A 15,507-nucleotide genomic window follows, 5' to 3' on the forward strand; every position below is an offset into this window, starting at 1 on the left:
ACGGCGGGGCCGTCGTCGGCGGGGTGGTGGCCGGCGGGGTGGTGGCGGGCGGGGTCGCGGAGCCGGACCCGCCGGGCGCCGGGCTCCCCTTCGGCGGCGTCGTCGCCCTCGGCGGAGTGGGGCTCGGCGTCGTACCGGGGCCGATGCCCGACGAGCCGCTCCCGAGCACGTCGTCGCTCTCCCGCTGGGGCAGCGTGCCCGTGCCGTCGGGGATCTCGTGCGAGCCCTTGCGGTAGTACTCCAGCCACGACAGGACCGTGTTCAGGTACTCGGTCGAGTTGTTGTAGCTGAGGATCGCGCTCCGGAGGTCCGCCTGGTCGGACAGGTCCCAGCCGAAACGGCACAGGTAGTGGCCGGCGGCGAGGGCCGCGTCGTAGATGTTGTTGGGGTCCTCGACGCCGTCGCCGTTGCCGTCGCGGCCCGCCCACGCCCAGGTGGACGGGATGAACTGCATGGGGCCGACCGCACGGTCGTACGTACTGTCGCCGTCGTACAGGCCGTTGTCGGTGTCGCTGATGTTCGCGAAGCCGACGCCGTTGAGCTGCGGGCCGAGGATCTTGGTCAGCGTCGTGCCGTCGGCGTCGACGCGGCCGCCGCTCGCCTGGCCGGACTCGACCTTGCCGATGGCCGCGAGCAGCTGCCAGGGGAGGTTGCAACCCGGCTTGGCCTCGCGCAGGGCCGTCTCGGCCTGCTGGTAGGCGTCGAGGACGGTCGCGGGGATGCCGCGGTCGGTGCCGTCCGTGATGCTCGACGTGTCGCCGTCGGTGCCCGTCCCCGTCGTCGGGTTGGGGCTGTCGAGGGGCGGCAGGTCCGTGTAGTAGCGCGAGTTGCCGGTCGCGGTGTCGTCCGCGTACCCGTCGGGCGAGGGGGTGCCGGCGGCTTGTCTGTCGGCGCTGTCGGGAGTCACTGCCGGTGCCTGGGAGGCGGCCAGTGCCGCGACCGCGACCGCGGCCAGGGCGGTGTTCGCCGCTCCCTTGCGCAGTCTCTTGAATTGCGCCGCCATTGAGTGAACCCCTCCTCGCGGACGATCGCCTGCGCGGTCTTCCGGTGACCCTGGTGACCCTACGACAACTTCTCGCGCTCGGGCACCCGTTCACGCCCGGTGTTCACCGCCCGGCCACACCGCGGTCGCCGGACCGACCCGTTCCGCGGGCACCGGCCGCCCTCACGCATACTGCACACACTGACGGCGGCGATCACCGGCCCGGCCGTCCGGCCCGTGTGCCACAGGGGGACGACTTGCCTTTCACACTCAGCCACGCGGCCGCCGTGCTGCCCGCCGTCCGGCTCGACGGTACCGGGCGCGGGCCGCTGCTGCCGTCGCTTCTCGTGGCCGGTTCACTGGCGCCCGACATGACCTACTACGCGGCGAGCGTACTGCCCGGCGCGATGGAGTTCGGCGGCTTCACGCACTCCCCGGCCGGCGTCCTCACCTTCGACGTCCTCGTGGCCTGGGCGCTGGCGGGCGCGTGGCTGTTCCTGCGCGAGCCGCTGGTGGCGCTGCTGCCCCGGGCCCGGCAGGGGCGGGTGGCGTCACTGCTGGGCTGCGGGGCGCCGCGGGGACCACTGCGGGCACGCACGGTGTGGTGGTGGTACGCCTCCGCCGCGCTCGGCGCGCTCACCCATGTCGTGTGGGACGCGTTCACGCATCCCGGCCGGTGGGGGGCGCGGCTGTTCCCCGTCCTGGAACAGGAGGTCGCGGGGCAGCCGCTGTACTGGCTCGTGCAGTACGGCAGTTCGGCCGTGGCGGCGGTCGTGCTCGTGGTGTTCGTGGCGCTCGCCCTGCGCCGCCGGCCGCCCGCACGGCCCGCCGCGGTGCCCGCCCTCTCCACGGCCGACCGGTGGGTGGCCGTGGCCGTGATCGGCGGCTGCGCCCTGGTGGCCGCGGTGCACCGGGTGAACCGGTGGTGGGCGTACTGGGGCTCGGTGGCGAAACCGTACGAGGTGATCCCGACGCTCTGCTTCGGAGCGGGCGCCGGCCTCGTGGCCGGGCTGGCCCTGTACGGGGCGGGCGTACGGCTCCGGCGGCGCGCTCCGGCCGCGCCCACCACTTCGGTCACTTCGGCCACTTCGGGGGCACCGGACGCGTCGGATGCGACGGATGCGACGGATGCGACGGGAGGGCGATCGGACGCGGAGCGCGCCTCTCGGTGACTCCCGCGCCCACCCGGCGGATCGCCCCCCTCAGGGTCGTGCGGTCGCCTGTGTGTCCGTCGTGGCGCCGGCCCCCTGCGCGGCGCGTGCCAGGTCCCGGGGGGACGCGAGCGAGGCGGACTCCACGGTGACACGGGGCGTACTGGCGCCGGGCGCGTACCCGGGCACCCGTCTGAGCCGGGTCGGCAGCAGGACACTCAAGGTCGTGGCGGTACGGCAGCGAAGCGTGCGTATACCCATGCCCGCATCCTCACGCCGTCCGCCCGCCGGGGGCGCCCCTGCGGGGACCAGGCGGGTGACGCGTACCCCGGGATGTTTGGCCGGGCGGTACGCGGGTGAGCAGAGAGCGCGGCGTGCGGCGGGGCGGCCCCGCCGCAGGTACGCGGAGGGGCACGCCGCCGGTCGCTCGCTCGCCGCAGGCCGCCGGTGACTAGTGGGCGGCCGACTCCCAGTCCCGGCCGTGCCCCACCGAGACGTCCAGCGGGGCCCTCAGCCGGACGGCGTCGGCCATCTCACGGCGGACCAGCTCCTCCGCCCGCTCGCCCTCCCCGGGCGCGACCTCCAGCACGATCTCGTCGTGGACCTGGAGGAGGATGCGGGAGGTGAGGCCGTCCTCGCGCAGGGCCCGGTCGACGTTCAGCATGGCGATCTTGACGATGTCGGCCGCCGTGCCCTGGATCGGCGCGTTCAGAGCCATGCGCTCAGCCGTCTCGCGACGCTGGCGGTTGTCGCTGTTCAGGTCGGGAAGGTAGCGTCGGCGGCCGAACAGGGTCTCCGTGTAGCCCGTCGCCCGGGCCTCGTCGACCACGCGCCGCAGATAGTCCCGTACTCCGCCGAAGCGCTCGAAGTAGTTCTCCATCAGGCCGCGGGCCTCACCCGCGTCGATGTTCAGCTGCTGGGACAGGCCGAACGCCGACAGACCGTACGCGAGGCCGTAGGACATCGCCTTGGTCTTGCGGCGCATCTCGGCGTCCACCCCGTCGCGGCCGACCGCGAACACGTGCGAGGCGACCGTCGTGTGCAGGTCCTCACCCGAGGTGAACGCCTCGATCAGGCCCTCGTCCTCGGAGAGGTGGGCCATCACCCGCAGCTCGATCTGGCTGTAGTCCGCGGTCAGCAGGGACTCGTAGCCCTCACCGACCACGAAGCCGCGGCGGATCGCCCTGCCCTCGTCCGTGCGGACGGGGATGTTCTGCAGGTTGGGGTCCTGGGAGGAGAGGCGGCCCGTTGCGGCGACCGTCTGGTTGAACGTGGTGTGGATGCGGCCGTCCGTCGCGATCGTCTTGATCAGGCCCTCGACGGTGACCCGCAGCTTCGCCTGCTCGCGGTGGCGGAGCATGATGACCGGCAGTTCGTTCTCGGTCTGCTTGGCCAGCCAGGCCAAGGCGTCGGCGTCCGTGGTGTAACCGGTCTTGGTGCGCTTCGTCTTCGGCAGGCCCAGCTCGCCGAAGAGGACCTCCTGGAGCTGCTTGGGCGAGCCCAGGTTGAACTCGTGTCCCACCGCCGCGTGCGCCTCCCGCACCGCCTGCTGCACGGCGCCCGCGAACATCTGCTCCATGGACTCCAGGTGCGCCCGGTCCGCCGCGATGCCGTGCCGCTCCATCCGGGCCAGCAGCGCGGAGGTGGGCAGCTCCACGTCGCGCAGCAGGTCCGCCGCGCCGACCTCCTTCAGCCGCTCCTCGAACGCCTCGCCCAGGTCGAGGATCGCGCGGGCCTGCACCATCAGCGCCTCGGCCTCGGCACCCTCGTCCGCACCGAACGCGAGCTGGCCGTCGGCCGCGGCGCCGGGCGCCAGCTCCCGGCCGAGGTACTCCAGGGACAGCGCGTCCAGGTCGAAGGAGCGGCGGCCCGGCTTGACCAGGTAGGCGGCGAGCGCGGTGTCCATCACGACGCCCTCGACGCCCCAGCCGTGCTCGGCGAAGACCCGCATGACGGCCTTGGCGTCGTGCAGCACCTTGGGGCGGGCCGGGTCGGCGAGCCAGGCCGCCCACGCGTTCTCGTCGGCCTCGTCCAGCTGCGACGGGTCGAACCAGACGGCCGTGGAGTCCGCCGCGGCGAGCGCGACCTCGGCCACCGAGCCGGTGCCGAGCGCCCAGGTGCCGACCGTGGCCACCCCGAGGACCGCCGTGTCGTGCCCGGCCAGCCACGGCGCGAGCTCACCCGCGCCCAGCACCGCGCCGTCCAGCTCCACCCCCGGCGCGGCGACCGGGGTCGACTCGGCCTCCTCGGCACCCGGGTCGACGGCCCACAGCCGCTCGCGCAGCGACGGGTTGCGGATCTCCAAGGTGTCCAGGACCATCGCCACGGCCTTGCGGTCGTACGGCGCGCGCTCCAGCTCGGTGACGCCCTTGGGCAGGCCGACGGTGCGCACCATCTCCGTGAGGCGGCGGTTGAGCTTGACCGCCTCCAGGTGGTCGCGCAGGTTCTGCCCCGCCTTGCCCTTGACCTCCTCGACGCGCTCCACCAGCTCCGCGAACGAACCGAACTGGTTGATCCACTTCGCGGCGGTCTTCTCGCCGACACCCGGGATGCCCGGCAGGTTGTCGGACGGGTCGCCGCGCAGCGCCGCGAAGTCGGGGTACTGCGCCGGGGTCAGCCCGTACTTCTCGACGACCTTCTCCGGGGTGAACCGGGTCAGCTCCGAGACGCCCTTCGTCGGGTACAGCACCGTGGTGTTCTCGGTGACCAGCTGGAAGGAGTCCCGGTCGCCGGTGACGATCAGCACCTCGAAGCCCTCGGCCTCGGCCTCGGTGGCGAGGGTGGCGATGACGTCGTCCGCCTCGTACCCCTCGACCGCGAAGCGGGCCGCGCCCATCGCGTCGAGCAGCTCCCCGATCAGCTCCACCTGCCCCTTGAACTCGTCCGGGGTCTTGGAGCGGTTCGCCTTGTACTCGGTGAACTCCTCCGACCGCCACGTCTTGCGCGAGACGTCGAACGCCACCGCGAAGTGCGTCGGCGCCTCGTCACGCAACGTGTTCGCCAGCATCGACGCGAAGCCGTAGATCGCGTTCGTCGTCTGGCCCGTCGCGGTCGTGAAGTTCTCCGCGGGCAGCGCGAAGAACGCGCGGTACGCCAGCGAGTGCCCATCCATGAGCATCAGCCGGGGACGGCCGCCGCCGGGGGTCTTCTCGGTCTGCTTCGATGCTGTCTCTGCCACGTCCCCGATCCTGCCACGAGCCACTGACAGTCCGCGCCCGCCGGACCGCGCGGCCCCGGCCGCGACCACCGGGTGCGCCACGGACGCACCGGACGGCGACCACCGGCACCCGTCGACGGCATGATCGAACACCCGCCGCACCCCGTGGGAGGATCGGGGCCGCAACAAGCGGAGCAAGGGAGCAGCTATGGCCAGCAAACCGCCCATGGGAGACCCGGTCCAGGACGCGCCGGAGGTCACCGATCCGAAGCACGCGGCGGCGGGACTGCCGGCCATCGGACACACCCTGCGGATCGCGCAGCAGCAGATGGGCGTCAGACGCACCGCGCTCACCCTGCTGCGCGTCAACCAGAAGAACGGCTTCGACTGCCCCGGCTGCGCCTGGCCCGAGGGCGACAAGCGGCACGCCGCCGAGTTCTGCGAGAACGGCGCCAAGGCGGTCGCCGAGGAGGCCACCCTGCGCCGGGTGACCCCGGACTTCTTCGCCGCGCACCCCGTCGCCGACCTCGCCACCCGCAGCGGCTACTGGCTGGGCCAGCAGGGCCGGCTCACCCACCCCATGTACCTGCCCGAGGGCGCCGACCGCTACGAGCCGGTGACCTGGGAGAAGGCCTTCGACATCATCGCCGAGGAGCTGAACGCCCTCGCGAGCCCCGACGAGGCCCTCTTCTACACCTCCGGCCGCACCAGCAACGAAGCGGCGTTCCTGTACCAGCTGTTCGCCCGCGAGTTCGGCACCAACAACCTGCCGGACTGCTCCAACATGTGCCACGAGTCCTCCGGCTCCGCACTCACCGAGACCATCGGCATCGGCAAGGGCAGCGTCCTGCTGGAGGACCTGTACAAGGCCGACCTGATCGTGGTCGCCGGGCAGAACCCCGGCACCAACCACCCGCGCATGCTCTCCGCGCTGGAGAAGGCCAAGGCCAACGGCGCGAAGATCATCAGCGTCAACCCGCTGCCCGAGGCCGGCCTGGAGCGGTTCAAGAACCCGCAGACCCCGCAGGGCATGCTGAAGGGCGCCGCACTCACCGACCTGTTCCTGCAGATCCGCATCGGCGGCGACCAGGCCCTCTTCCGCCTGCTCAACAAGCTGATCCTGGAGACCGAGGGCGCCGTCGACGAGGAGTTCGTCGCCGAGCACACCCACGGCTACGAGGAGTTCGCCGCCGCCGCGCGGGACGCCGACTGGGACGAGACCCTCACCGCCACCGGCCTCACCCGGGAGCAGATCGAGGACATGCTGCGCATGGTGCTCGCCTCCGAGCGCACCATCGTCTGCTGGGCCATGGGCCTCACCCAGCACAAGCACTCCGTGCCCACCATCCGCGAGGTCGTCAACTTCCTGCTGCTGCGCGGCAACATAGGCCGCCCCGGCGCGGGCGTCTGCCCCGTCCGCGGCCACTCCAACGTGCAGGGCGACCGCACCATGGGCATCTTCGAACGGCCCGCCCCCGCCTTCCTCGACGCCCTGGAGAAGGAGTTCGGCTTCGCCCCGCCGCGCGGCCACGGCTACGACGTCGTACGGGCCATCGAGGCCATGCGCGACGACAAGGCGAAGGTGTTCTTCGCGATGGGCGGCAACTTCGTGTCCGCCTCCCCCGACACCGAGGTCACCGAGGCGGCCATGCGCCGCGCCCGGCTGACGGTGCACGTGTCGACGAAGCTCAACCGCTCCCACGCGGTCACCGGCGCGCGCGCCCTCATCCTGCCCACCCTCGGCCGCACCGAGCGCGACCTCCAGGGCAGCGGCGAACAGGTCGTGACCGTGGAGGACTCCATGGGCATGGTGCACGCCTCCCGCGGACGGCTGGAGCCCGCCAGCACCCACCTGCTGTCCGAGACCGCCATCGTCGCCCGGCTGGCCCGCCGCGTCCTCGGCGAGGACAGCCGCACCCCGTGGGAGGAGTTCGAGAAGGACTACGCGACGATCCGCGACCGCATCGCGCGCGTGGTGCCCGGCTTCGAGGACTTCAACGCGCGCGTCGCCCGCCCCGGCGGCTTCGCCCTCCCGCACGCCCCCCGCGACGAGCGCCGCTTCCCCACCGCGACCGGCAAGGCCAACTTCACCGCGGCACCGGTGGAGTACCCCGAGCTCCCCGCGGGCCGCCTGCTGCTGCAGACACTGCGCTCCCACGACCAGTACAACACCACCATCTACGGCCTGGACGACCGCTACCGCGGCATCAGGAACGGCCGCCGGGTGGTCCTGGTCAGCCCCGAGGACGCGCGGGAGCTGGACATCGCCGACGGCAGTTACGTCGACCTCGTCAGCGAGTGGAAGGACGGCGTCGAGCGGCGCGCGCCCGGCTTCCGCGTCGTGCACTACCCGACGGCCCGGGGCTGCGCGGCCGCGTACTACCCGGAGACCAACGTCCTGGTGCCGCTGGACTCCACCGCGGACGTCAGCAACACCCCGGCCAGCAAGTCCGTCGTGGTGCGTCTGGAACAATCGTCGACCGACTGAGCGTTTGCTCAGCCCCACGACGGACGACGGACGGAGCCGGGCCCCATGGGCGAGCAGCACACCGCGAAGTTCCCGCAAGAGGTCATCGACGAGTACGCCGCGCTCGGCGTCGACCTGGTGGCCCTGTTCTCCGCCGGACATCTCGGCACGCGCATGGGCGTGGAGATAACGGAGGCGTCCGCGGACCGCGTCGTCGGCACCATGCCGGTGGAGGGCAACACCCAGCCGTACGGACTCCTGCACGGCGGCGCGTCCGCCGTGCTCGCCGAGACCCTCGGCTCGGTCGGCGCCATGCTGCACGGCGGCAGTTCCAAGCTCGCCGTCGGCGTCGACCTGAACTGCACCCACCACCGCGCCGCACGGTCCGGGCTGGTCACCGGCGTGGCCACGCCCGTCCACCGGGGGCGCTCCACGGCCACGTACGAGATAGTCATCAGCGACGAGGCCGGCAAGCGGGTGTGCACCGCCCGGCTCACCTGCATGCTGCGGGACGCCCCCGCGGCGGGCTGAGCACCGGCCCGTACCCGCGTGCACCTGTGCCCCCGGACCCCGGGGGCACAGGCGTTCCCCGGGGCATTGCTGCCGGGCATCCCGCGCCCTGGCGTCGAGGCATGAGGACGGGGAGATCCCCACGGTCGTACGCGGTGTTCGGCACCGGCCTCGGCACGGTCACGGGGCTCAGACCGGTGCTCAGGCCGGTGCTCAGGCCGGTGCTCGTGCCGGTGCTCCTGATCGGCGGCCTGGTCGCCGGCTGCGGTCAGAGCGCCGGGCACCGGACCTCCGGCGCCCCTCCCTCACCGCCCGTCACGTCCGACGAGGAGCTGTGCACGCGGGTCGTCGCGCACTGGTCGCGCGAGGTACTGGACGGCGACACCTACGGCGACTACCAGTCGACGGGCCTCTCGAACGGGCAGTACGACCTCCTGCGCCGGATCGTGGACGCGGCACGGACGGCGCGGGAGCGCGACGGCCCGGAGGCGGCCGCGCGGCTCATCGACCGCGAGGCGCGGCAGGGCTGCGCGGACCGGTACCGCGACGGCGGTCCGGCCGAAGGTCCGCGGCGGTGAGCGGCGTCGGCCCCGTCGAACCCGGCGAGGGCACGCGCGCGTGGGACGCCGATCCGGACCCACCGCGCGCGCACGCCTCGCGGAACTGGCGGAACCGTATGCACGGCACCGTCGCGCGGTGCTCGCCGGCACGGCCGCGGCCGCCCTCCTCGTGGGCGGCGGGTACCTCTACGCCACGCACGAGGCCGACCCGGAATCCTCCGCTCTTCCCCCGTCGCAGGTCGTACGGGTGACCTACCTCGGACCGGAATACTCGCCTCCGACCGCTCCCACCAGCAGTTTCAGTTTCGCGGTAAAGGTCACCGCAAAATCCGGGCCACCCGTCACCGTGACGAGGTTCTCGCAGCCTTATCACGCCATTTCACTGAGCACGACCCCCCGACCTCCCTTTTCGGCCAAGGCCGGATCCGATCGCAAGATCGTCATCACCATGCATGTCACGGATTGCTCGGAGGTGCCGTGGAATGCCGGATTCCCTTTCCTGGACGTAACGCTGCGTAATACGCACGCAATAGAGAAGCACAGTTTCATCCTGGGCGAGCGGTACGCACGGGGTCTCTCGCGGGCCCTGCGAGCCGCCTGTGGCGACGACAGCCGGTCATCACCTAAACAGGTGAACACTCCTGAAATCATCGCCGCGCATCCTGCGGGTTCTCACTATTCGGACCGGGCGAATCCACCGGAATTCCGCTCTTCCACCCACTGAGTACCGCTCTGCAATACGACGTGTCATAACAAGAGAGTCACAGCCTCTGTCAGACTCTCCTCCACGTTCCCTGCACACGCTTAGAGTCACGGCCAGTCACCGCGCCACCGGATTCGAATCAATTTCGGCCCAGCGCGACTCGGACCCTTCCGCCAGGACGGGCCGTGCCAGGGAAAGGACTGATCGTGCGTCAACGTTCACTCATCGCCATCACCGCCGCGCTGGCGGCGGGAGCGCTCACCCTCACCGCCTGCGGCTCACGCGACGAGAACGGCGGCGGCTCGGACTCCAGCGGTGGCACCACCGTCGTCATCGGCGTCGACGCCCCGCTGACCGGCGACCTGTCCGCCATGGGCCTCGGCATCAAGAACTCCGCGGACCTCGCCGCCAAGACCGCGACCGAGGAGAAGTACGTCGAAGGCATCTCCTTCGAGATCGAAGCCCTCGACGACCAGGGTCAGCCCTCCGCCGGCCAGCAGAACGCCACCAAGTTCGTCGCCGACGACGACGTCCTCGGTGTCGTCGGCCCCCTGAACTCCTCCGTCGGCGAGTCCATGCAGAAGGTCTTCGACGACGCGAAGCTCGTCCAGGTCTCCCCCGCCAACACCGGCCCCGGCCTCACCCAGGGCCCCAAGTGGCAGACCGAGAAGGTCCGCAGCTACAAGTCGTACTTCCGCACGGCGACCACCGACGCCATCCAGGGCCCGTTCGCCGCCCAGTACCTGTACAACAAGGCCAAGAAGACCAAGGTCTTCGTCATCGACGACAAGAAGACCTACGGCGCCGGCCTCGCCGCCACCTTCACCGACGAGTTCAAGAAGCTGGGCGGCGACGTCGTCGGCACCGAGCACATCGACCCCGACACCAAGGACTTCTCCGCCGTCGCCACCAAGGTGAAGAACTCCGGCGCCGACGTCGTCTACTACGGCGGCGAGTACCCGCAGGCCGGCCCGCTCAGCAAGCAGATCAAGTCCGCCGGCGCCAAGATCCCGCTGATCGGCGGCGACGGCATCTACGACCCGACCTTCATCGAACTCGCCGGCAACGACGGCACCGGCGACCTCGCCACCTCCGTCGGCGCCCCCGTCGAGGACCTCCCCTCCGCCAAGGAGTTCGTCGCCGACTACAAGGCAGCGGGCTACAAGGAGGACTACAGCGCCTACGGCGGCTACTCCTACGACTCCGCCTGGGCCGTCATCGAAGCCGTCAAGAAGGTCGTCGAGGACAACGACGGCAAGCTCCCCGACGACGCCCGCGAACAGATCACCGCGGCCATGCAGAACGTCTCCTTCGACGGCGTGACCGGCAAGGTCTCCTTCGACGAGTTCGGCGACACCACCAACAAGCAGCTCACCGTGTACTCCATCGAGGGCGGCGAGTGGAAGCCGGTCGAGTCCGGCACCTACACCGGCTGACCCACACCGCACCACCCAGCACCGAGCCGCGCGGGGCGCCGCACCACAGCGCCCCGCGCACTCGCGTGGGCGCCGCACCGAACACGGCACCCACACGCCCCCATCCGGTCACATCCCTCGACTATCCGAAATATCGGAGGACATGCGGTGAACGAACTGCCGCAGCAGCTGGTCAACGGCCTGCTACTGGGATCCATGTACGGGCTGGTCGCCATCGGCTACACGATGGTCTATGGCATCGTCCAGCTCATCAACTTCGCCCACGGCGAGATCTTCATGGTGGGCGGCTTCGGCGCCCTCACCGTCTACCTGTACGTGCTCCCCGACGGCACGTCCATGGTGATAGCGCTCCCCCTGATGATCGTCGGCGGCATCATCGCCTCCGTACTCGTCGCCATCGGAGCGGAACGGTTCGCCTACCGCCCCCTGCGCGGCGCACCACGCCTCGCCCCCCTCATCACCGCCATCGGCCTCTCCCTCGCCCTCCAGCAGGCGATCTGGGCCTGGTACCCCGACGCCCGCTCCGCCATCCCCTTCCCCCACATCGACGGCGGCCCCTTCGAGATCGGCAACGTCACCATCCAGACCGGTGACCTCTTCCTCATCGTCGCCGCCCCCGTCAGCATGGCGATCCTCGCCTACTTCGTCATGAAGACCCGCACCGGCCGCGGCATGCAGGCCACCGCCCAGGACCCCGACACGGCCAAGCTGATGGGCATCAACACCGACCGCATCATCGTGGTCGCCTTCGCCCTCGGCGCCACCTTCGCCGCCGTCGGAGCCGTCGCCTACGGCCTCAAGTACGGCGAGGTCCAGTACCGCATGGGCTTCATCCTCGGCCTCAAGGCCTTCACCGCCGCCGTCCTCGGCGGCATCGGCAACATCTACGGCGCCATGCTCGGCGGCCTCGTGCTCGGCGTCGCCGAATCCCTGTCCACCGCCTACATCTCCGACATCCCCGGCATGGACCAGTTCGGCAGCCAGTCCTGGGCCAACGTCTGGGCCTTCGTACTCCTCATCCTCGTGCTCCTCATCAGGCCCCAGGGCCTGCTCGGAGAGCGCGTCGCGGACAGGGCGTGACACCGATGACCACCACACAGACCACCGCACCCGAAGCACCGCGCGACAACTCCGCGGGACAGCCGTACAGCCTCATCGGCATCCCCCCGCACATCGGCCGCGCCCTCGCCACCGCCGGCGGCGCCCTCGCCGTCGTCTCCACCTTCCTCGCCTGGACCTGGACCGCCGAATTCCCCGGCGACCTCACCGTCTACGGCTACCCCGGCGGCCTCCAGGTCCTCGTCCTCATCGGCGGCGCCCTCACCACCCTCCTCGGCCTCGCCTCCTACGGCGTCAACGGCCTGCGCTGGCTCACCCCCGCAGGCGCCGACAGCGCCCTCAAACTCGCCGCACTCGGCACCTTCGCCACCGCCTGGTACACGATCATCGCGATCAGCGTCACCCTCGGCGGCCTCGTCAACCTCGAACCCGGCGCCTACGTCGCCGCCGCCGCCGGACTGGCCGCCGCACTCGGCGCCCTCTCCCTGCCCTACGAGCGGCCCGCACCCGACCCCGCCGACCCCGACGACACCGGCTGGGAGAAGTTCCGCCACGACGCGCGCAGCGCCCTCGGCGTCTTCAAGGCCGGCTTCACCTCGGGCACCCCCGCCCCGGCACGCAAGCTCCCCGCCTACGCCGAGATCCTCGTCATCGTCGCCGCCCTCACCGTCGGCCTGATCGTCTTCACCTACGGCATCGGCACCGAGTACGACGAACTCTTCGTCGGCTTCCTCATCACCACCGGCTTCGGCTTCGCGGCCCTCGCCAAGGCCGGACTCGTGAACCGGCTCACCGCACTCACCGCCAAGCACCGCAACGTCACCCTCGTCGGAGCCTTCGTCGCGGCCGCCGCCTTCCCCTTCACCCAGTCCGACGACCAGTACGCCAGCATCGGCGTCTACATCCTGATCTTCGCCACCGTCGCCCTCGGCCTCAACATCGTCGTCGGCCTCGCCGGACTCCTCGACCTCGGCTACGTCGCCTTCCTCGGCGTCGGCGCCTACACCGCCGCCATGGTCTCCGGCTCCCCCTTCTCCCCCTTCGACATCCAGCTCCCGTTCTGGGCCTCCGCCCTCGTCGGCGCCGCCGTCGCCATGGTCTTCGGCGTCATCATCGGCGCCCCCACCCTCCGCCTCCGCGGCGACTACCTCGCCATCGTCACCCTCGGCTTCGGCGAGATCTTCCGCATCGCCGTCCTCAACATGGACGGAACCTCCGGCCCCGACATCACCAACGGCTCCAACGGCATCGCCTCCGTCCCCAACCTCACGATCCTCGGCTTCGACTTCGGCGCCGAACACACCATCGCCGGCTTCACCGTCGGCCGCTTCGCCAACTACTTCCTGCTGATGCTCCTCATCACGTTCGTCGTCGTGATCGTCTTCCGGCGCAGCAGCGAATCCCGCATCGGCCGCGCCTGGATCGCCATCCGCGAGGACGAGACAGCCGCCCAGGCCATGGGCATCAACGGCTTCCGCGTCAAACTCATCGCCTTCGCCCTCGGCGCCACCCTCGCCGGCCTCGCCGGCACCGTACAGGCACACGTCACCTACACCGTGACACCCGAGCAGTACCAGTTCGCCCACGCCGTCCCGCCCAACTCCGCCTTCCTCCTCGCCGCGGTCGTCCTCGGCGGCATGGGCACCATCAGCGGCCCGCTGGTCGGCGCCGCACTCCTCTACCTCATCCCGAACAAGCTGCAGTTCCTCGGCGAGTACCAGCTCTTCGCCTTCGGCGTCGCACTCGTCCTGCTCATGCGCTTCCGGCCCGAAGGCCTCATCCCCAACCGGCGCCGCCAACTCGAGTTCCACGAAGAGGCCGAAGCACCCACAGTCCTCAGCAAGGCAGGGGCCTGACCACCATGACCACCGACACCACCACCCAGGGCACCGCCCCGGCCGCCACCCCCGGCGAGACCGTCCTCGATGCACGCGGCGTCACCATGCGCTTCGGCGGCCTCACCGCCGTCAGCAACGTCGACCTGCACGTCAACAGCGGCGAGATCGTCGGCCTCATCGGCCCCAACGGCGCCGGCAAGACCACCTTCTTCAACTGCCTCACCGGCCTCTACGTCCCCACCGAGGGCGAAGTCCGCTACAAGGGCCAGGTCCTGCCGCCCAAGTCCTTCAAGGTCACCGCCGCCGGCATCGCCCGCACCTTCCAGAACATCCGGCTCTTCGCCAACATGACGGTCCTGGAGAACGTCCTCGTCGGCCGCCACACACGGACGAAGGAAGGCCTCTGGTCGGCGCTCCTGCGCGGCCCCGGCTTCCACCGGGAGGAGGCCGCATCGCGCGCACGGGCACTCGAACTCCTCGAGTTCGTCGGCCTCGCCGAGAAGGCCGAACACCTCGCCCGCAACCTCCCGTACGGCGAACAGCGCAAACTCGAGATCGCACGAGCGCTGGCCAGCGAGCCGGGCCTGCTCCTCCTCGACGAGCCCACAGCAGGCATGAACCCGCAGGAGACGCGGGCGACGGAAGAACTCGTCTTCGCCATCCGCGACCAGGGCATCGCCGTCCTCGTCATCGAGCACGACATGCGGTTCATCTTCAACCTCTGCGACCGCGTCGCCGTCCTCGTCCAGGGCCAGAAACTCGTCGAGGGCGACAGCGCGACGGTGCAGGGCGACGAACGCGTCGTCGCCGCCTACCTCGGCGAACCCTTCGAGAACGCCCCCGGCGACGAGGAGGTCGCGGAGGTCGAAGCCGCCGAAGCACAGGCCGCGCCCGGCAAGGCACCCGGCAAGGAGAACGACCGATGACCGCACTGCTCGAAGTAGAGGACCTCCGGGTCGCCTACGGCAAGATCGAAGCCGTCAAGGGCATCTCCTTCAAGGTCGACGCCGGCGAGGTCGTCACCCTCATCGGCACCAACGGCGCCGGCAAGACCACGACCCTGCGCACGCTCTCGGGCCTGCTGAAGCCCGTCGGCGGCCAGATCAGGTTCGAGGGCAAGTCACTCAAGAAGATCCCCGCCCACAAGATCGTCTCCCTCGGGCTCGCCCACTCCCCCGAGGGCCGGCACATCTTCCCCCGCATGACCATCGAGGACAACCTGCGCCTCGGCGCGTTCCTGCGCAGCGACAAACCCGGCATCGAGAAGGACATCCAGCGCGCCTACGACCTCTTCCCCATCCTCGGGGAGCGCAGGAAGCAGGCCGCGGGCACCCTGTCGGGCGGTGAGCAGCAGATGCTCGCCATGGGCCGCGCACTGATGTCCCAGCCGAAACTGCTCATGCTCGACGAACCCTCTATGGGCCTCTCCCCGATCATGATGCAGAAGATCATGGCCACCATCGCCGAGCTCCGGTCCCAGGGCACGACGATCCTGCTCGTCGAGCAGAACGCCCAGGCCGCCCTGTCGCTCGCCGACCACGGCCACGTCATGGAGATCGGCAAGATCGTCCTCACCGGCACGGGACAGCACCTGCTGCACGACGAGTCCGTCCGCAAGGCGTACCTGGGCGAGGACTGAGCCCG

The 15,507-nt window shown here is 70.7% G+C and carries 12 protein-coding genes; 10 read left to right on the forward strand and 2 right to left on the reverse strand.

All coding sequences use genetic code 11. From position 1 onward, the window contains the following. Nucleotides 1–1,003: lytic transglycosylase domain-containing protein (locus tag UW392_RS38070; RefSeq protein ID WP_320779808.1), on the reverse strand; the 1,003-nt coding region annotated here is incomplete at its 3' end. 236 nt (nt 1,004–1,239) lie between these two features. On the opposite strand from UW392_RS38070, the gene UW392_RS38075 reads away from it, so the two are divergent. Beyond that, complete coding sequence (locus UW392_RS38075; RefSeq protein WP_320779809.1) at nt 1,240–2,154, forward strand: DUF4184 family protein; 915 nt, start codon at nt 1,240–1,242, stop codon at nt 2,152–2,154. A 430-nt stretch (nt 2,155–2,584) separates the two neighbouring features. Here the strand turns inward: UW392_RS38075 and polA are convergent, their stop codons facing one another. Beyond that, nucleotides 2,585–5,311 (reverse strand): DNA polymerase I, encoded by a 2,727-nt coding sequence (gene polA / locus UW392_RS38080; protein WP_320779810.1) that lies wholly within the window; start codon nt 5,309–5,311, stop codon nt 2,585–2,587. A gap of 187 nt (nt 5,312–5,498) precedes the next feature. On the opposite strand from polA, the gene UW392_RS38085 reads away from it, so the two are divergent. The 9 genes from UW392_RS38085 (at nt 5,499) to UW392_RS38125 (ending at nt 15,502) form a co-directional block, all read left to right on the forward strand. Next, a complete protein-coding gene (locus UW392_RS38085) occupies nt 5,499–7,778 on the forward strand; it encodes an FdhF/YdeP family oxidoreductase (RefSeq protein WP_320779811.1) in 2,280 nt (759 codons plus the stop codon). Nucleotides 7,779–7,823: 45 nt separating this feature from the next. Then, nucleotides 7,824–8,288, forward strand: coding sequence for a hotdog fold thioesterase (locus UW392_RS38090; protein ID WP_320779812.1), 465 nt, complete (start codon nt 7,824–7,826; stop codon nt 8,286–8,288). 101 nt (nt 8,289–8,389) lie between these two features. After that, nucleotides 8,390–8,845 (forward strand): hypothetical protein, encoded by a 456-nt coding sequence (locus UW392_RS38095; RefSeq protein WP_320779813.1) that lies wholly within the window; start codon nt 8,390–8,392, stop codon nt 8,843–8,845. 118 nt (nt 8,846–8,963) lie between these two features. Beyond that, nucleotides 8,964–9,551: a Tat pathway signal sequence domain protein gene (locus UW392_RS38100; protein WP_320779814.1), complete on the forward strand. Its 588-nt coding sequence runs from the start codon at nt 8,964–8,966 to the stop codon at nt 9,549–9,551. A gap of 185 nt (nt 9,552–9,736) precedes the next feature. Further along, complete coding sequence (locus UW392_RS38105) at nt 9,737–10,966, forward strand: branched-chain amino acid ABC transporter substrate-binding protein (RefSeq protein ID WP_320779815.1); 1,230 nt, start codon at nt 9,737–9,739, stop codon at nt 10,964–10,966. 147 nt (nt 10,967–11,113) lie between these two features. Continuing rightward, nucleotides 11,114–12,046 carry a branched-chain amino acid ABC transporter permease gene (locus UW392_RS38110; RefSeq protein WP_320779816.1) on the forward strand — a complete coding sequence of 311 codons (933 nt, stop codon included), beginning with the start codon at nt 11,114–11,116 and terminating at the stop codon, nt 12,044–12,046. 5 nt (nt 12,047–12,051) lie between these two features. Beyond that, nucleotides 12,052–13,881 (forward strand): branched-chain amino acid ABC transporter permease, encoded by a 1,830-nt coding sequence (locus UW392_RS38115; RefSeq protein ID WP_320779817.1) that lies wholly within the window; start codon nt 12,052–12,054, stop codon nt 13,879–13,881. Nucleotides 13,882–13,886: 5 nt separating this feature from the next. Next, nucleotides 13,887–14,789 carry an ABC transporter ATP-binding protein gene (locus UW392_RS38120; RefSeq protein WP_320779818.1) on the forward strand — a complete coding sequence of 301 codons (903 nt, stop codon included), beginning with the start codon at nt 13,887–13,889 and terminating at the stop codon, nt 14,787–14,789. Beyond that, nucleotides 14,786–15,502 carry an ABC transporter ATP-binding protein gene (locus UW392_RS38125; protein ID WP_320779819.1) on the forward strand — a complete coding sequence of 239 codons (717 nt, stop codon included), beginning with the start codon at nt 14,786–14,788 and terminating at the stop codon, nt 15,500–15,502. The genes UW392_RS38120 and UW392_RS38125 overlap by 4 nt, the downstream gene beginning before the upstream one ends. The last annotated feature ends 5 nt before the right edge of the window (nt 15,503–15,507 follow it).

It is taken from the genome of Streptomyces sp. CRN 30, assembly GCF_034105845.1.

Coding starts and splice junctions, on each gene's coding strand:
- UW392_RS38085 (WP_320779811.1), top strand. CDS start 5,499: ATGGCCAGCAAACCGCCCATGGGAGACCCGGTCCAGGACGCGCCGGAG.
- UW392_RS38090 (WP_320779812.1), top strand. CDS start 7,824: ATGGGCGAGCAGCACACCGCGAAGTTCCCGCAAGAGGTCATCGACGAG.
- UW392_RS38095 (WP_320779813.1), top strand. CDS start 8,390: ATGAGGACGGGGAGATCCCCACGGTCGTACGCGGTGTTCGGCACCGGC.
- UW392_RS38115 (WP_320779817.1), top strand. CDS start 12,052: ATGACCACCACACAGACCACCGCACCCGAAGCACCGCGCGACAACTCC.
- UW392_RS38120 (WP_320779818.1), top strand. CDS start 13,887: ATGACCACCGACACCACCACCCAGGGCACCGCCCCGGCCGCCACCCCC.
- UW392_RS38125 (WP_320779819.1), top strand. CDS start 14,786: ATGACCGCACTGCTCGAAGTAGAGGACCTCCGGGTCGCCTACGGCAAG.